This is a genomic window from Streptomyces sp. NPDC052107, assembly GCF_040680215.1.
Lineage (GTDB): Bacteria > Actinomycetota > Actinomycetes > Streptomycetales > Streptomycetaceae > Streptomyces.
The window spans coordinates 1-15,593 of the sequence record NZ_JBFAWG010000065.1 but is presented as its reverse complement, the minus strand read 5'-3'; the positions used below and the strand labels follow the sequence as shown (position 1 = coordinate 15,593).

The 15,593-nt window shown below is 67.5% G+C and carries 15 protein-coding genes and 4 pseudogenes; 12 read left to right on the top strand and 7 right to left on the bottom strand.

Translation table 11 applies throughout. From position 1 onward, the window contains the following. Window positions 1-15: 15 nt before the first annotated feature. Window positions 16-441: a helix-turn-helix domain-containing protein gene (locus AB0M27_RS36875; protein WP_078853007.1), complete on the bottom strand. Its 426-nt coding sequence runs from the start codon at window positions 439-441 to the stop codon at window positions 16-18. A gap of 387 nt (window positions 442-828) precedes the next feature. Here AB0M27_RS36875 and nadC point away from each other — a divergent pair, with 387 nt between their 5' ends. The 3 genes from nadC to AB0M27_RS36860 all read left to right on the top strand — a co-directional run bounded on the left by nadC (window position 829) and on the right by AB0M27_RS36860 (window position 3,246). Then, window positions 829-1,722, top strand: a complete 894-nt coding sequence (gene nadC, locus AB0M27_RS36870) for a carboxylating nicotinate-nucleotide diphosphorylase (protein ID WP_365728648.1) — start codon at window positions 829-831, stop codon at window positions 1,720-1,722. Beyond that, window positions 1,710-2,567 carry a PhzF family phenazine biosynthesis isomerase gene (locus tag AB0M27_RS36865; protein WP_365728646.1) on the top strand — a complete coding sequence of 286 codons (858 nt, stop codon included), beginning with the start codon at window positions 1,710-1,712 and terminating at the stop codon, window positions 2,565-2,567. Before nadC ends, AB0M27_RS36865 begins: the two co-directional genes overlap by 13 nt. Window positions 2,568-2,952: 385 nt before the next feature. Then, complete coding sequence (locus AB0M27_RS36860; protein WP_365728645.1) at window positions 2,953-3,246, top strand: DUF1330 domain-containing protein; 294 nt, start codon at window positions 2,953-2,955, stop codon at window positions 3,244-3,246. 1,088 nt (window positions 3,247-4,334) lie between these two features. On the opposite strand, the gene AB0M27_RS36855 is transcribed toward AB0M27_RS36860, so the two are convergent. Continuing rightward, on the bottom strand, window positions 4,335-4,679 hold the full coding sequence (locus AB0M27_RS36855) for a hypothetical protein (RefSeq protein WP_365728643.1): 345 nt from the start codon (window positions 4,677-4,679) through the stop codon (window positions 4,335-4,337). Window positions 4,680-5,268: 589 nt separating this feature from the next. On the opposite strand from AB0M27_RS36855, the gene AB0M27_RS36850 reads away from it, so the two are divergent. Next, the gene (locus AB0M27_RS36850) at window positions 5,269-5,862 is read left to right on the top strand and encodes a hypothetical protein (RefSeq protein ID WP_365728641.1); all 594 of its coding nucleotides are present in this window, start codon (window positions 5,269-5,271) and stop codon (window positions 5,860-5,862) included. A 657-nt stretch (window positions 5,863-6,519) separates the two neighbouring features. Further along, window positions 6,520-6,855: pseudogene (locus AB0M27_RS36845) on the top strand (transposase); the annotation flags it as partial. A gap of 38 nt (window positions 6,856-6,893) precedes the next feature. Here AB0M27_RS36845 and AB0M27_RS36840 read toward each other — a convergent pair. After that, a pseudogene (locus AB0M27_RS36840) lies at window positions 6,894-7,127 on the bottom strand (transposase); the annotation flags it as partial. A 421-nt stretch (window positions 7,128-7,548) separates the two neighbouring features. Here AB0M27_RS36840 and AB0M27_RS36835 point away from each other — a divergent pair. Next, complete coding sequence (locus AB0M27_RS36835) at window positions 7,549-7,944, top strand: hypothetical protein (protein ID WP_365728689.1); 396 nt, start codon at window positions 7,549-7,551, stop codon at window positions 7,942-7,944. Between the two features lie 4 nt (window positions 7,945-7,948). Here the strand turns inward: AB0M27_RS36835 and AB0M27_RS36830 are convergent. Then, a pseudogene (locus AB0M27_RS36830) lies at window positions 7,949-8,188 on the bottom strand (IS110 family transposase); the annotation flags it as partial. A 173-nt stretch (window positions 8,189-8,361) separates the two neighbouring features. Beyond that, window positions 8,362-8,703, bottom strand: a complete 342-nt coding sequence (locus tag AB0M27_RS36825; protein WP_365728639.1) for a transposase — start codon at window positions 8,701-8,703, stop codon at window positions 8,362-8,364. A gap of 330 nt (window positions 8,704-9,033) precedes the next feature. Between AB0M27_RS36825 and AB0M27_RS36820 the strand changes: the two genes are divergently transcribed. From AB0M27_RS36820 to AB0M27_RS36805, 4 genes and pseudogenes are all read left to right on the top strand, one after another. Continuing rightward, window positions 9,034-9,582: a transposase gene (locus AB0M27_RS36820; RefSeq protein WP_365728637.1), complete on the top strand. Its 549-nt coding sequence runs from the start codon at window positions 9,034-9,036 to the stop codon at window positions 9,580-9,582. A 155-nt stretch (window positions 9,583-9,737) separates the two neighbouring features. Continuing rightward, on the top strand, window positions 9,738-10,064 hold the full coding sequence (locus AB0M27_RS36815; RefSeq protein ID WP_365728688.1) for a transposase: 327 nt from the start codon (window positions 9,738-9,740) through the stop codon (window positions 10,062-10,064). Window positions 10,065-10,328: 264 nt separating this feature from the next. Next, the gene (locus tag AB0M27_RS36810; RefSeq protein ID WP_365728635.1) at window positions 10,329-11,945 is read left to right on the top strand and encodes a flavin monoamine oxidase family protein; all 1,617 of its coding nucleotides are present in this window, start codon (window positions 10,329-10,331) and stop codon (window positions 11,943-11,945) included. Between the two features lie 87 nt (window positions 11,946-12,032). Next, window positions 12,033-12,128 (top strand): annotated as a pseudogene (locus AB0M27_RS36805) (PAC2 family protein); the annotation flags it as partial. 308 nt (window positions 12,129-12,436) lie between these two features. Here AB0M27_RS36805 and AB0M27_RS36800 read toward each other — a convergent pair. Next, entirely contained in the window at window positions 12,437-13,081 is a 645-nt protein-coding gene (locus AB0M27_RS36800; protein ID WP_365728634.1) for a dihydrofolate reductase family protein, read from the bottom strand. Window positions 13,082-13,477: 396 nt separating this feature from the next. Between AB0M27_RS36800 and AB0M27_RS36795 the strand changes: the two genes are divergently transcribed. Further along, complete coding sequence (locus tag AB0M27_RS36795; protein WP_365728632.1) at window positions 13,478-14,359, top strand: IS5 family transposase; 882 nt, start codon at window positions 13,478-13,480, stop codon at window positions 14,357-14,359. Between the two features lie 15 nt (window positions 14,360-14,374). Here the strand turns inward: AB0M27_RS36795 and AB0M27_RS36790 are convergent, their stop codons facing one another. Next, entirely contained in the window at window positions 14,375-15,007 is a 633-nt protein-coding gene (locus AB0M27_RS36790) for a TetR/AcrR family transcriptional regulator (protein WP_365728630.1), read from the bottom strand. 102 nt (window positions 15,008-15,109) lie between these two features. Here AB0M27_RS36790 and AB0M27_RS36785 point away from each other — a divergent pair, with 102 nt between their 5' ends. Next, window positions 15,110-15,529, top strand: coding sequence for an NmrA family NAD(P)-binding protein (locus AB0M27_RS36785; protein ID WP_365728626.1), 420 nt, complete (start codon window positions 15,110-15,112; stop codon window positions 15,527-15,529). Window positions 15,530-15,593: the final 64 nt, after the last annotated feature.

The window sequence follows — 15,593 nt, the reverse complement described above, 5'->3', positions numbered from 1 at the left end:
ATCCGAGGCGGGGCGTCAGTCCGCGGAGTCCCTCTCCGGCGTCCCGTCGTCCACGGTGTCCGGATGTGAGACGCGGCTGGCGGACTGGTCGTCGGTGTGGTCCGCCCCTTGCGGGTCGATAGTGGCCGCCCAGCGTCCCGCCCAGCGGGCGAGGGGGTTCAGGGCGTGGCGCGCCTCCTGTCCCAGCGGGGTGAGCTCGTAGCGGCTGTCCGGTAGTTGGTGAATCACCTGGGCATCCAGCAGTTCGGTCAGGCGCTGCCGCATCACGCTGGAGGACATGTCGTCGCACCGCTTCTGCAAGGGGCGGAATCCAAGCGGGCCCGCGCGAAGCTCCCACAGGATGCGCAGACTCCACCGCCGCCCGAACAGATCGAGTGCGGCCATGAGGGGGCGGCCGGTGGTCGAGCCGCGAACAGGATTGCCAGGCCTGGGTGTTGCCATGTCGGGATGTCCAGCTCTCCAGGGTTGATGCTTCGAATACCGACACGCTAGCATCAGTGACCGCTTCGGAAATCGAAACGTAGGAGGCTGTTGTGGCACCTGCCCCGACGACCTGGGTGAGAGGCGTTCCTGAAAGCCCGTGTCGACGGAGGCGAGACCGGCCGGGAGGACCGGTACATGCGCATGGTGCCCCGAGTTCGACGTCGGCGCCGAGTCGCACGGACGGCTCACTCGGAACTTGTTCGTGGCGGGGGGACGGGTGACCGGCACGCGGGAGATCGAGTACAGGATCCACCAGGTCCTGTGAACCGGCCCAGCGGAACTTCAGTGCTGCCTCGTCGGCGGTTGCCGCCACCAAGCCAACGTCCACTCAGAGCTGGAGACCAGATGACCACGACCGAGTTTCCCTCTGCGGCAGCACGGGCCGCCGCCGCTGCCGCCCTGGCCGAGGACGCGTCAGGGAAGGACATCACCACCGTGTGGAGCGTTCCCGAGGAACTGGTGGCCACGGCCGAGATCCGCACCCGGCAAAGCGGCATCGCCGCCGGCCTCCCCGTGGTCGCCGAGGTCTTCGCGCAGGTCGACCCCGAGGTCAAGGTCGAGCCGGCCATCGCCGACGGCGCCCGACTGGCCGACGGCCAGGTCCTGGTGCACCTATCCGGTTCGGCGCGCAGCCTGATCACCGGGGAGCGTACGGCGCTGAACTTCCTGCAGCGCATGTGCGGCATCGCGACGCTGACCGACCGCTACGTCCAAGCTGTGGCAGGGACCAGGGCGCGCATCCTGGACACGCGCAAGACGGCGCCGGGCCTGCGCGCCCTGGACAAGTACGCGGTCACCGCCGGCGGCGGCCACAACCACCGCTTCGATCTCGCGGGGATGGTCCTGCTCAAGGAGAACCACATCGCCGCGGCGGGCGGGGTGACCGCCGCGATCGAGGCGGTCAGGCGCGGGATGGCGCGCACCGGGCAGACCGTGGAAAGCGATGTCGAGGTGCAGACCGTCACACAGGCCGCCGAGGCCCTCGACGCCGGAGCCCGCTGGATCATGCTCGACAACATGCCGGTGGCCGACATCGAGCAGGTCGTGAAGTTCCGGGCCGGGCGGGCCGACGCTTCCCGGATCCTGCTGGAGGCCTCGGGCACCATCCGCCTGGACACAGTTCTCGCCATCGCCGGGACGGGCGTCGACCTCATCTCGGTCGGGGCGTTGACGCACAGCGCGCCCGCACTGGACCTGACCATGCTGCTGACCACCGGCCCGGTGCCATGTCCGAGGTAGCGGTCGTCGTCGCGTGTCAGCGAGACGGCGCGGGTGGCAGCCCGACCGCCGTTCTGGATGATGCGCCGTTCACCGACGAGGAGCGATGCCGCATTCCCACGGCGTTGGGAACATCGCACGCCGTCTTCCTCCGCGCGACCGGAATCGAGCATCGTCAGCCCGCGTACACACTGCGGTTCTTCACCGCCCAGGGCGAACTGCCCGCCTGCGGACACGGCACCGTCGCCGCCCTCGCCGTGCTCGCCGAACGGGAAGGCGGCGACCACGACTACCGCGCCGCCCTGCGTACGGCCCACCGCAGCTTCGACGGTCGGGCAAGCCGAAACGGTGACGGCCTGACGGCGTCGTTCGACCCGGGCCCGGTCAGCCTGCGTAGCACCGGTGGACCCGAACTGAGGGCAGTCGTAGGCGGCCTCGGACTGACAGAGGACGCGGTAGCCGGCGACGCCTGCGTGGCGTCGAACGGGCGGCCGAGGCTTCTGCTGCCCATCCGATCCCGCGCCGCACTGGCCGAACTCACGCCGGACTTAACCCTGTTGCGCGCAGCCTGTGACCGCTACGGTCTGCTGGGCTGCTACGCCTACTCGCCCCCGGACCGACACGGCCGAGCAGCAGCCCGGATGTTCGCCCCGTCGATCGGCGTCCCCGAGGACATCGCCAACGCCAACAGCACGGCCTGCCTGGCAGCGCATGCTGCCGGGTTCGGCACACACCGCCTCGCTGTCGACATGGGTGATCACCTCGGCAGCCCGTCCACCATCACAGCGACCGCCCACCGCGACCGCACGGGACACCGGATCCGAGTCGGCGGCCAGGCAGCGATCGTTCGCACGGTCATGCGATGAAGCCTGCGCGCTCAAGGCGAGGGTGCCGGTCCGCAGCAGGTCCAACTGCTCCTGTGAGAGCCCGGCCAGTTCTGGCGGCATCTGTGGCAGGGGCTCAGGGTTGATGGCCGATCACGTCGTACTGGTGCGACTCGTACCTACTTGTCGGCTCCTCTTCGTTCTAGTCCGGGCCGCGGCCCTTCCGGCGAGGCCAGTCATCGACTCGACCGGCTCTGGCTCGTCCTCGCCCGCCGACGCTCACCCGAGACCAATCCGATCGCAGCCCCGGCCGGTTGATCGAAGCCGTCCGACTTCGACGCCGTCTCCGTCGGCTCGCTCACCCACAGCGCGCCGGCCATGGATCTGAGCATGCTTCTGATCATCAATTCCGAACACAGGAGGTACCGTGGCCAAGGGCTACTGGGTCAGCGTCTACCGCACCATCGCAGACCCTGAGAGGCTTGCTGCCTACGACAAGCTGGCCGGTCCAGCCGTCAAGGCCGCGGGCGGGCGGCTGCTCTCCCGCGGCAGCCGGGTCGTCGCACACGACGCCGGAATCGCCGAGCGCACCGTCCTGATCGAGTTCGACAGCTTCGAACAGGCGGTCGCCGCACGCGCGAGTGCGGCCTACCAGGAAGCACTGGCCGTACTTGCTGACGGCGTCGAGCGCGACTTCCGCATCACCGAAGGCCTCGACTGACGACCGATGCCGCGTCAGGGAGGAACACGATGCCGGCTGCGGCTATCACCCCGGCTCGTCAGCGCGCCGCACCGTCGCGAACAGCGTCAGGCCGGTGGCATCGGCGATGATGTCCGGTCCGGCGACGGTTCCTTCCCGGCGGCGCGGCGGCTCGGACGTCGGCCTCGATGTCGGCGGGGGTACGTTCGACGAGGTTCCAGCGGCCGATGTGGGTCATCAGGGCGGCGTACGGGTTCGGGGTCGCGATGTTGGAGAAGTAGAACGTGCCTCCGGGGCGGCACAGGCGGGACAGAGTGGTGCGGATCAGGGCTCGGGCGAAGCGTTCTTCGAGGTAGTCGAAGAGGCCTCCGGCCAGGACCAGATCGAAGGGGCCGTGGTCGGCGGCCAGATGGGCGGCGGTGCGCAGGACGTTGCCAGGGGGCCGCGGCGGTCTGGGCGCGGGTCGCGGGCGGCAGGTGTGTGAGGGCGTACTGGAGGGCGTCGGGGTCGACGTCGTGGAGGACCAGGTGGTCGGCGGGGTGCAGGAGAGCCGGGTCGACTCGGCGCAGGTCGGCGGCGCCTCCGGACGCTATCAGCAGGATGCGGCGGCCGGTGGCGCGCGCGAGGGGCCGTGCTCGGAACGTCCGCCGGGTCGCTCCCGAGTGCGGACTCGATGAGCGCGGCCTGGTGGGCAATCTTGTTGCGGTGCTGGTCGGTGATGGGAGCGTGCAGGAGGCAGTCGTCGAAGTGGTGGCCCCAGGTGCCGGGCACGCCTCCGGGCTGACCGCGCAGGATGTACTCGATGATCTCGAAGTCGCCGGCCCGGCCGCGAGCCTGCTCACGGCTCAGCCGGACCATGCCGCCGGCGTCGACGAACATCTCGGCCAGCAGTGCCATGGCCGCCGTGACGGTATCCTGACGGGCCGTGGCGAGCGCGGCAGGGAGTCGGCGGAGGACGAAGTCGTCGAAGTAGCGGTGTGCGGTCGCGCGGTCTGCGCCGGCGATCGCCGGGAGTTCGGCCAATCAAACTTCGCCTGTCACGCACCGCGCCGTCCGCTCGAAACGAACACGCCCGGGCCCACCGGGCTCGCTGCCCGACTTCGCTCTCATCAGGTGGCGGCGGCCTCAATGAGCTTTCCCTGCTCGAGCTCCGCAAGGGCCCTCATGCAGTCCTCTCCGCGCCCCGGACCCCACACGAATGACCAGACGGCAGGATCGGCGGCACGGACCACGGAGGCCAGCGCGTCGAGAGTCCTGAGCACGCGCTCCGCGCCCAGGTGGACCTTCCCGCCGACGTATGCTCGGTCGATCTCCTCCCGGCCAGCCTCGGCCTCCGCATCCCGGAACTTCTCCAGGGCGCCCTGCGTGCGCAGCTCACCGTTCTGGTGAGTGAGGAGGTGTCGCAGCTCCCTGGCCCACATCACTTCGGCGGTGTCCACCTCGTTCTTGAGCACCGCGTGGGCTTTGACGAGTGTTCCCCAGCCCGGAGATTCGAAGTTCTTCGGTGTGACCAGTCGGAGGGCGCACTTCTGCCCGTCGACGCTCGTCCCCGTGGTGCCGGTCCGGATCGAAGACTGCGGTGAACGACGCTTCGGCCTCTTTCCAGGTTCGGTCGTAGGCCGCGTGGGACCACTCGGCAGAGAGCCGCAGGCAGGCGCGGTTCTGCGCGTCGGTCGCCCGCCAGCTATCGAAGGTCTGGCTGACGGTGCCGCTGGCCTCGTTCCATGTCATGGAGCGAGAGTAGAGACGCCAACTGCCGTGCTCACAACGGGGTGTGGGGGCGGCCGTGTGCGGTGCGCTCCATGACGGCTCCGACGCTGTGAGCGCAACACGCCACTCGGTGATCGTCTCACGTGTAGCCAGCTGGTACGGGACAGGCCTTAGCGATGACATCAATGAGACCTAACGGGATTCTAAAACCTTCACCAATGTCTGAGTTGAGCTGAATTTGAGGAATCCATAGATTTCCTTGGTTTGGTTGACATGCTTAGGAGTGATGGGCATGATCATGCCAGTCCAGGCTGTGCAATCGACCTACCGGCCTTGAAGCCGAATCAATTCGGCATTTTTTGGGGGAAACGCATGAATAAGAATGCGCGTCGCGCTGCCGCGCTAGTCTGCACCTCCGCCGCTCTGGCCTTCCTCGGCACCACGCAACTGACCGGGGTGGCATTCGCAGACGGCCCCGACGACGTGACATCGCAAACGATGGAGCCCGATCACGCCGACGGCTGCCCGCCGGACCCTGGATACAAGTTCAGCGCTGTGCAGCACAAATACAAGGACATGGTGAGCAGTGTCGAAGGTCACAAGGACGAGACAATCGGCATCACCATCACAAAGGGCATAACAGTCACCAAGACCATCACCGGAACAGTGGCCGCGGAGGAAGGAGTCATCTTCGCCAACGCCAAGGAATCCGTGAGCGGGTCTCTGGGCAACGCCATCACGACTCAGGTGGCCTACTCCGCAACCTGGAAGGTCGACCGCCCCATCGGATACTTGCACGCAGGCGCCGACGAGCAGAGCATGCACTGGGAGCACGGCTCGTACAACGGTGCCAGCAAGTGGATCGTAGGCCGCGAGGGGACGGCAGTCTTCCCTTACCACGTCCCCACTTTCTGGCACACCTCATGAGGCGCGGTCTGAACGCGGCGACCGGCCTCACGATCCTCGTGCTCGGCGTGACGGCCTGCACTTCCTCCAGTGGCGCACCACACGGCCACGCGTCCGCGACGTCGGCCGTTCCCACCAGCTCGCCCCAGCAAAGCAGCACTCTGGTCGATCCTGGTATATACGAGCAATCCGTCTCTGAAGCCAAGACGCTTCTCAACACCCGTGGAAAGGGGAACTCAACTCTCCCCATTCGCGGCGAGGGAAACAACGGAGACCTTGTCATCGCTGTCAGCTGCCTCGGCCGCGGCTCGCTGAAGGTGACTGACAAGTCCGAGCGGCTACTGCTCCGCGTCGTGACCTGTGCTGGAAGCCCCAAAGCCATCTACAATAGTCGCGGATCGCTCCGGCCAGCCGATACGACCCTGCAAATTACAGCGGGGCCGACAGTAGACTGGAGAATAGCTGTAATGCACGCACCGCGCTCGGACTCCTGATCACCTATCGTGCGACCGCTAAGACGGCTGGAGGCCTCGATGCTCCGTGAGGAGCGGAAGACTCCAGCCGTCTGCGCGTTCACCGAGCGATGCTCGGACATTATGGTGCAGTGAATCAGCGACGACTCCTATTAGGACTCCGTTAGGTCTTCTGGTTCGGGCTGTTCCTGGGCATGTTGGATGTGTGGATGCACACGAAGTGAAGCGTGTACGGGCCAGGTTGGCGTTATACATGGCCGATGTGTTCGCCTCGGTGCCGCGCAAGGACCAGCGGGCCAAGGGCGACTGCTACCTGCGGGGACTGATGCTGGACGGCCGCCGCAAGTCGATCCAGGCCATGGCGGCTCGGCTGCCGGACGGCAACGAGAAGAACCTCCAGCAGTTCGTGAACCAGTCGACCTGGGATCCCGTGCCGGTGCAGCGGCGGATCTGCGAACGCATGCTGCCGCTCATCACCCCGACGGCCTGGGTGATCGACGACGTGTCGGTGCCCAAGGACGGAACGGAAGCCCTTCGCCATGGACTCATCCAACAGTTCCAGCGGTGCGAACTCCAAAACGCAACAGCCTCCGTGCCGGCCCTTGTGTCCCACTCGCGTGGGCGGTAACCGTTGCGGTGGTTGACTCTCTCCTCGCTGACCTGGCCGTATTCGGCGTTGCCGAGGGCGTCGGCCTCGGCGGACATGAGGGCGTCGGCGAACGTCTTGACCAGCGCGCGCAGCAGATCGGGACTCGCCGCGGCGAGGTTGTCTTCGGCGAGGGCATGCAGGGGCAGACTGTCGGGTGCGGTCATCGTGCTGATCTCCTTGGGGCTTCGACACATCAGCCGGTGGCCGTTCGTCTATGCGGGCATCACACCGATGCCGGAGCAAAACCCTGTATCAGGTCGAACCCGTACACCACTTCCGTAGACGCAACCCAAGCAATCGACCTTCGCTGGCACAGGACACCCGCTCCTCTTTGCTGTGCGTGTGTCCGTTTGCCGAATCATTCGAACGCGCGCTCTAGTCTGAGTGTGCACCGTGTAGAGCACCTCACCGACACTCGGTGTCCTGTCTGATCGGACCTTGACCGATCTCATCGAAGTCTGACGACCGTCCTGTTCGTCTCGTCGAAGCCTGGTCACCGCTAGGGACGCGTGGATCAGGCCGTGTACCTTCGGCTCCGTGCCCCGCCATCCCAAGAGGCCCCGTCGGCTGGTTGCCGACGCGCGCGTGTACCTGTGGACGCTCCGCCACAGCCACAGCGTGGCGGACGGCAGCCGGTCCTGCTGCGAGACCCTGACGCTGTACCCGCAGCCGGCTGGCGGCCCACTGCGCATCGTCTTCACCGAGGGCCCGGGCCGGTATGTCCCGGGCGGGGCTCCCCTGGGCTCTGGAGGCGTGGGATACGTCCGGGGTGCCTCCCTGAACCTTCACGAACCCGGCGCCGTACGAGCTCTGCTCGACGCGGCGTCGGCCCGCGGGTGGCAGCCAGAGGTGCGCCGGGTGGTGGAGATCGACGGCTGGTCCCTGCTGGAGGCGGCAGCCGCCGCGCGGGGCGGGGGCCGCCGGCCCCGCGGACCCGGACCTTGTTCGACGACCACACGGGAATGGGAGCCGTGCCGCTGAAGTGCGCGAACGCATCCTTGGACTTGAACCGGGCGGCACCGGCCGTTTCGCCGATGACGACGGCCGCGCTGATCACCCCACGCCCGGGGACATCCGGCAGCGAGGGCGCCAGCGTCTGCACCAGCTTGCGCAGGCGTGCCTCCAGATGGTTGATCTGCTCGGTCAGCCTGTGGCACTCACCCACAAGGTCACGGGCGATCTCCGCGACGACTCCCGCGCAGCCATCGAGCTCCGCAGCCAGCATGTCGAACACGCGCAAGCGGCGTAATCCCCGGGAAGGAACCGGGCGCTCCGGGTCGATCTCGTGCAGGAACCAGCGCAGCTTGTTCGCCGCCGCGGTCCGGCTTCGCACCAGGCGCCGGCGATGGTCGACCAGCAGCTTGACGTCCCGCGCGGGTCCGGCGAGGCGGGCGCGCTTCAGCTCGGGTTCCCGCATGCCACCCGTGCGACCGCCTCGGCGTCGATCGGGTCGGACTTGGCCCGCTCCCGGGCCGAGCGTCGGGCCCCGGCCGTGAGCCGCGTATGCACTCGCACCACCGCATGGCCGGCAAGCAGGAGATCCGCCTCGAACCGCCGGGTCAGATGGTGGCAGTCCTCGATAGCCAGCAGGACCTGCCCGAATCGGGCAATCCATTTGAGCGCCTGGACATGACCGGACGCAGTGGCCTTGACGGTGATCTCGTCCGCCCTGCGTCCCAGTTGGTCGGCCGCGTCCAGCGTATGCGTCTTCTTGTGACCGTCGATGCTGACAACGTGCAAGGGAACCTCCGCTGGCCGGTGGAGAGTTGATCGACGCCTCCACCGCGGGGGCACGCCTCAATCGGGCTCGCGCGGCACGCTCCTGACTTGTTCGATCGAGGCCAGACGCACGGTCTGCAGCCGTAGCGTCCAGGGTGCCGGTCGGCACGGGCCCGCAGTGCTCCTTGCCGCCCTCGGGTTGGCTCACTGATAGCGTGGCGCCGCTGGCCGGCACCCACGCGGTGTGGCTCGACCGAGGCATGAACATCTTGGTGACGTTTTGACTTCAAGTCAGGATGCCTACCGCACTCTCTATTCCTCTCCCAGTGAGTGCGAGGCCGGCCTGTGATCTTGATCGGTGTCGACCCCCACAAGTCGTCCCACGCTGCCGTCGCGATCGACGCTGCCGGCCACCAGGTGGCCCAGCGCCGGTTCGTCGTCAACGCCGGCACCTTCCGTCAGCTGCTGCGCTGGTGCGAGCAGTGGCCCGAACGCCGCTTCGCCGTCGAAGGCACCCGCGGCCTGGGCCGAACTCTCGCCCAGCAGCTGGCCGCAGCGGGCGAGAACGTGGTGGACGTCCCCTCCACCCTGTCTGCCCGGGCCCGGCTGCTGGCCATCGGCGGCGACCGCAAGACCGACGCCGCTGAGGCCCTCCACGTGGCTCAAGTCGCCCGGTTCCGCGACGACTTGCGGACCGTCGTGCCCGAGGGCCAGACCACGATCCTTCGGCCGCTGACCGAGCGACACGACGACCTGGTCCACGAACGCACCCGCGTCCTGAACCGGCTCCACGCAGTCCTGCGCGACCTGGTGCCCGGCGGCGCTCCCACCGGGCTGTCCGCCGGCAAGGCCGCCGCCGCCATGAAAGCCATCCGTCCGGCGACGGCCACCGACTCCTGACGCCGAGACACAGCCCGCGACCTGCTGGCCGACCTGCCCGTTTGGACCGGCGGGTCAAGGACAACGAGGCCGACATGCGCGACGCCGTCGCCGTGACGGGCACCACGCTTCCCGCGCTGCCGGGCCTGGGCACCGTGCTGGCCGCCTACTAGGTCATCGGCCGCGTCGGCGACGTCAGCCGTTTCCCGACCGAGCACCACTTCGCCAGCTACACCGGCAGCGCCTCCTTGGACGCCTCCAGCGGCAACAACGTCCGTCGTCGGCTCCACACCGGCGGCAACCGGGCGCTGAACTCGGTGCTGCACATCGTCGCCGTCTGCCAGATCCGCGACGGCGGACGCGGACAGGACTACTACCTGCGAAAGATCGCGGAAGGCAAGACGGCCGCGGAGGCCCGCAGGGCTCTGAATCGACGGCTGTCCAACGTGGTCTACCGGATCATGAAACGAGATCAACGGAACCACCTTGCTCAGGCCGCTTGACACACAGAGGTGCTATCAGGCCACTCCGGGGCAGCCCGGGCCGGCGGGGCGGCACATCGCCGACAAGCCACCGTTACCGGGGCAGCTAAGAAACGAGCCAGCCCCGCCGCTACCTGTCACTGTGTCACCACCCGTAGGCCCGTGTCCCAGAGACTGTCATTGACGCATTGAAACGTGTAGGTTACATCAGTAATCCATGGGCTGTAACCGGCCATTGGAAGGCTTCCCGGGTCTCCGTTCAAGATCGGAAGGGAAGCCCATCTCATGGCACAGCCTCAGCACGGGTCAGGAACGAGTCGACGGGCATTCCTCCGCAACGTCGGTATCGCAGGCGGCGCCGGAGCCATGTTCGCGACCATGGGGGCGCTCGGTCTCGCACCCACGGCCGCCTACGCGGCGGAGAAGGAGGCGCCCTTCCGGGCGCCTCGCCGCAGCGACTTCACCCTCCAGGGGCGCGGCGGCAAGGCCGCGAGCGTGGTCATCATCGGCGGCGGCATCGCAGGCCTCACCTCCGCGTACGAACTCGGCAAGGCCGGCTACGACTGTACGGTCCTCGAGGCCCGGGACCGCGTCGGCGGCCGCAACCTCACTGTCCGCGGGGGCGACAGCCTCACGGACATCAACGGCGTCGGTCAGACGGCCAGTTTCAGCAAGGGCCAGTACATGAACGCGGGCCCGGCCCGCCTCGCCCAGTGGATGGTCACCCTCGACTACTGCCGCGAACTCGGCGTACCGATCGAGGTCTTCACCAACTCCAACGCTAGCGCGCTCATCTACAACCCGGGCTACGGCATGACGGCTCCGGTCCGGTACCGGACCGCGAAGGCCGACGTCTACGGCTATGTCTCTGAACTGCTCTCCAAGGCCACCAACTCCGGCGCCCTCGACGGCGAACTGACGGCCGACGACAAGGAGCGGCTGCTCACCTTCCTCAAGAGCTACGGCTCCCTCGGCTCCGACTACACGTACACCGGCAGCGAGCACCGCGGCTTCAGCGTCGACCCGGGCGCCTCCGGAACCCCTGGCGAGGAACTGAGCGGCGTCCCCTCCCTCGCGGAGGTCTTCGCCTCCAACGTGGGCCGCACCTTCTCCTTCGAGTTCGGCTACGACCAGGCGATGCTGATGTTCCAGCCGGTCGGCGGCATGGACCAGATACCCAAGGCCTTCGCTCGTGCCATCGGAGAGGAGAAGATCCGCACGGGTGCGGCCCTGACCGACCTCAAGAACACCGCCGACGGTGTCGTCGTCACCTACACTCAGGACGGCCGCACCCAGGTGATCAAGGCCGACTACTGCATCGCCACCCTGGCACCGCACCTCCTCGCCAGGACTCCGCACAACCTCGGCTCCGAGGTGCAGACCGCCCTCCTGGCCGTGAAGCCCTCCTACGCCTCCAAGATCGGCCTTGAGTACAAGAGCCGCTGGTGGGAGAAGGACTTCAAGATCTTCGGCGGTATCACCGAGACCGACATGGACCTGGACCACATCTGGTACCCGTCCTACGGCCACCTTGGCGAGCGCGGCGTCATCATTGGGTACTACAACACCGGCGCCCACTCCGAGGTGTACTCGGCCCTCACCCCGGCCCAGCGCCTGGAGCGCGCCGTCACGCAGGGCGTCATGATCCACGGCAGCAAGTACCGCACCGAACTGGCCGCGTCCTTCTCCCACCAGTGGAAGCTCGTCCCGTACCTCGAGGGCGCCTGGCATTCCATGCCCGGCGGCCCCGACGCCCCGGCGTACGCGCCGCTCAACACGGCGCAGGGCAACGTGCACTTCGCCGGTGACTACCTGAGCTACTTGGACGCCTGGCAGCACGGGGCGATCTCCTCCGCGCGCAAGATCGTCACGGAACTGCATCAGCGGGTGTTGGCCTCGTGACCCCGTGGCACAGTCCCGGGGGGATGCGGGAATGCCCGCGTCCCCCCGGGGCGTTGAGGCTGTGGAAGATTCGGGGGAGCGGTAACAGTGCTTGATCCGCAGGTTGTGTACGTATGGGAGCCAAAGCGCATGGCCGGCGTCGACATGGCGCTCGCCCAGGAGTCGCCCGGTCTTATCGTGCTCTAACGGGTTTCAACCGCTTACGGGCCGTTTCGTGGCTGCCGGCGGCGGTCCGCGAAGCCCGTCAGCGCTTGGCCGACCCGAGCTGTTACGACTGGCCTCCTCGCCCCGTAGGGCGGGCCGGCCGCTGAAGCCTTTCCGGTGGCCCGGTCCTGGCAGCCCGCCCCGGCTGCTTCTCGCGTGTCCGCCACTGCGCGTGTGAATGCAGTGTCGGGGTTGTCGGACACGATGTTGCGGGCGCCCGGGACGGTCTGGACCTTTACCCCCGCGGCCTTGAGGCCGTTCCCGGCCCGGCAGTTCGCCGCTCAGCGTCACCTCCGCCAGAACAGGTGGTGTGTCACGCCGCTCGGGCTGGGCACGACCTCCAGGTGGAACCGGTCGAGCCGCTCATCGGGGAACTCCCACAGCCGTAGTCCGGACCCGAGCTTTACCGGCGAGACCGCCACATGCATGGTGTCGACAAGGCCGGCATCGAGGAACTGCCGGATGGTGGTGACCCCGCCGCCGAGCCGGACGTCCTTGCCCTGCGCCGCTTCCCGCGCCCGTTCGAGGACTGTGGCCGGGTCGCTGTCGACGAAGTGGAACGTGGTGTCGCAGAGCGTGAACGACGGACGCGTGTGGTGGGTCATGACGAACACCGGCGTGCGGAACGGGGGCTGCTCACCCCACCAGCCGCGCCACTCATGGTCCGGCCAGGGCCCGCGCTGGGGCCCGAACTTGTTGCGGCCCGTGATCTCAGCGCCGATGTTGCGTGCGAAGTCTCGCGTGAAGTAGTCGTCCAGGCCCCGGCTCCCCCCGGGATCCGTGCGCATGGGCCAGCTCGCCGTGGCTCCTGCCCAGGCGAACAGCCTCTCGGGATGGTCCAGGCCGAACGGCCGCTCGAGACTCTGGTGCTCACCGGCACCGATTCCGTCACTCGAGACGTTGAAGTTCATGGCTCTCAGCAGTTGATCCACGTGTTTCCTCGTCAGATCCTGTCGCGTCATGGTGTGGCGAGGCGCCGCACATCATGACGTCGAACGGGACATGGCCGGATCGACAGCAGCCCGTACTTTTTCCCAAGGCGCGATCGGGAAGCGGCTTTCACCTACGACATGCCTTGACTTGCTGTGGGCTGGAAGCGTAGAGAACTCTCATCCCCGCAAGTCACAAGGCACGTCTTCTTCGTGGGGGCACCGTCACGCGAAAGGTGTCGCACGCGGCCGGAGCGGAGCTGCAGAGCCTGCGCAGCGGGTGACCGAGGCGACGCCGTGGCGACCATGACGCGTGGAGCGCGCACGCTCGTCAGAGGGCTCTAGGCACTGTCCGATGGATCGTGTGATCAGGTAGACGATTACGTCGTTCTGGCTGATGTGTGGCGGGGTGATCTGTCGGACCAGGAGTGGGCTCGGCTGGAGTCGCACTTGCCGAAGAATGTGGGGCGAGGCGGGCGTTGGAAGAGCCATCGCAGGGTGATCAACGGCATTCTCTTCCGGCAGCGAACCGGTGTCCCGTGGCGTGATCTGCCGGCACGGTTCGGGAAGTGGAAGACCGTGCATGACAGGCATCGCAGGTGGTCGGCGGACGGCACGTGGGAAAGGATCCTGCGGGCCGTCCAGGCCGATGCCGATACGGAAGGCCGGATCGACTGGAGCATGGTCAGCGTGGACTCGACCTCCTGCCGCGCCCACCAGCACGCTGCGGGCGCCCGCACTGACACGCCGCGTATCCCTGGACGACGTAGCCGGCCTGCTCAGCATCTTTCGGATGAGGCCCTGGGACGTTCCCGTGGCGGGCTGACCTGCAAGATCCATCTTGCCGCAGAGTGCGGCCGGCGTCCGCTCGCGTTCGTCATCACACCAGGCCAGTGGGGCGATGCCCCGCAACTCATCCCGGTCCTCGAACGCATCCGTGTCCCGCGCCCGGCAGGCGGGCATCCGCGCACACGCCCCGATCACCTGGGCGGCGACAAAGCGTACTCCTCTCGCCGGAACCGCCGATACCTGCGGCGTCGGCAGATCAGGCACACCATTCCCGAACGCAGGGACCAGCGGGCCAACCGCAAGCGCCGCGGCAGCGCAGGCGGCCGACCCACCGGCTTCGACAAGGCGATCTACAAGCGCCGCATCGAAGTCGAGCGAACGATCAACGCCCTCAAGGGCTTCCGCGCCGTAGCCACCCGATTCGACAAGAGGGCGTACATCTTCCATGGCACCGTGACCGTCGCTGCCATTCGCCTGTGGCTTCGCTCGTGACCCGCCGGACAGTCCTTAGAGCCGTCCGGTTTCGGCGAGGGCCAGCAGGTCGTTCGCGGCCTCCTGGGAGCGGATTCGGATGGCGGCCGGGTCGGGGACCGGTCCGCCGAGCAGGGCGGTGTCCACGATCTCCGCCTGGAGGAGGGCGGAGAAGACGTGGGCGGCCCGGGTGGGGTCGCTGACCTTGGAACGCAGCTTCGCCGGCCAGTGGGACAGGTGTCGCGTGAACAGGGCTATGCGGTCTCCGAGGATCTCCTGTTGGTAGCGGCGGCCGAGCTCGGGGAAGCGCTGCGCGTCCCGGGCCACCACCCTGAACAGTGCCAACTGCTGCTCGGACAGGACGTGTTGGAGAAGCTCGCAGCCCGCTTCCGTCAGACCCTCCAGGGGCGGCAGGTTCAGCCATTGCGGGTCTGCGGTCTGCGCGGAGGTCTCGCAGGCCTCCTGGATGACGGCGACGAAGAGATCGTCCTTGCTGTCGAAGTGCCGGTACAGGGTGGTGATGGACACGCCTGCGCTCGCGGCGATGCGGTTGACCGAGCTTCCGCCGTACCCCTCTTCGAGGAAGGCCGCGAGGGCAGCGTTGATGATCGCCTCGCGCTTGCGCGCCATCAGGCGCGCTTTGGGGTCGTTCTCGGCCCAGGTCCGCACGGTTCTTCCTCCGGTCTCGCGTCGACTTGACAGAGCATACGACAGCGATGACTATCGTGTCATACGAAAGTGATTGCTTTCGTGACGGGCGAGGAGCGACAGATGCGGAATACAGACACCTCGCGAGTGCTGGTCCTCGGGGCCACCGGCCGCACCGGATCAGCGGTCGTGAAGGCGCTGGAGGCGACACCCGGTCAAGCGGTCCCGGTGCGGGCCTCACGCAGCGAGACGACCGTCGAACAGTGGATCAAGGAGGGGAAGGAAGCCGCCCGCATCGATCTCGATGACCCCGACACCTTCCCCGGCGCACTGGAGGGCATCGACCGGGTATTCCTGATGACCGGCTACACCTCGGCGATGAACCACCAGACCAAGACCCTGGTGGACGCCGCCGAGGACGCCGGCGTCAGCTTCCTGGTGCACCTGGGCGTGTTCAGTGACAAACGCTCCACCGACCCGCACTTCGCCTGGCATGAACTGGTGGAGCGCTATGAGGTTCCCCCGAGATGCGGGGAAAGGTGACAGCAGGTCAGATGGGTCTCATGAGAGGAGCCCAGACGATGCCTGCCCCGAGGAAGTACCCGCT

Coding starts and splice junctions, on each gene's coding strand:
- AB0M27_RS36785 (WP_365728626.1), top strand. CDS start 15,110: ATGCGGAATACAGACACCTCGCGAGTGCTGGTCCTCGGGGCCACCGGC.
- AB0M27_RS36875 (WP_078853007.1), bottom strand. CDS start 441: ATGGCAACACCCAGGCCTGGCAATCCTGTTCGCGGCTCGACCACCGGC.
- AB0M27_RS36810 (WP_365728635.1), top strand. CDS start 10,329: ATGGCACAGCCTCAGCACGGGTCAGGAACGAGTCGACGGGCATTCCTC.
- nadC (WP_365728648.1), top strand. CDS start 829: ATGACCACGACCGAGTTTCCCTCTGCGGCAGCACGGGCCGCCGCCGCT.
- AB0M27_RS36865 (WP_365728646.1), top strand. CDS start 1,710: ATGTCCGAGGTAGCGGTCGTCGTCGCGTGTCAGCGAGACGGCGCGGGT.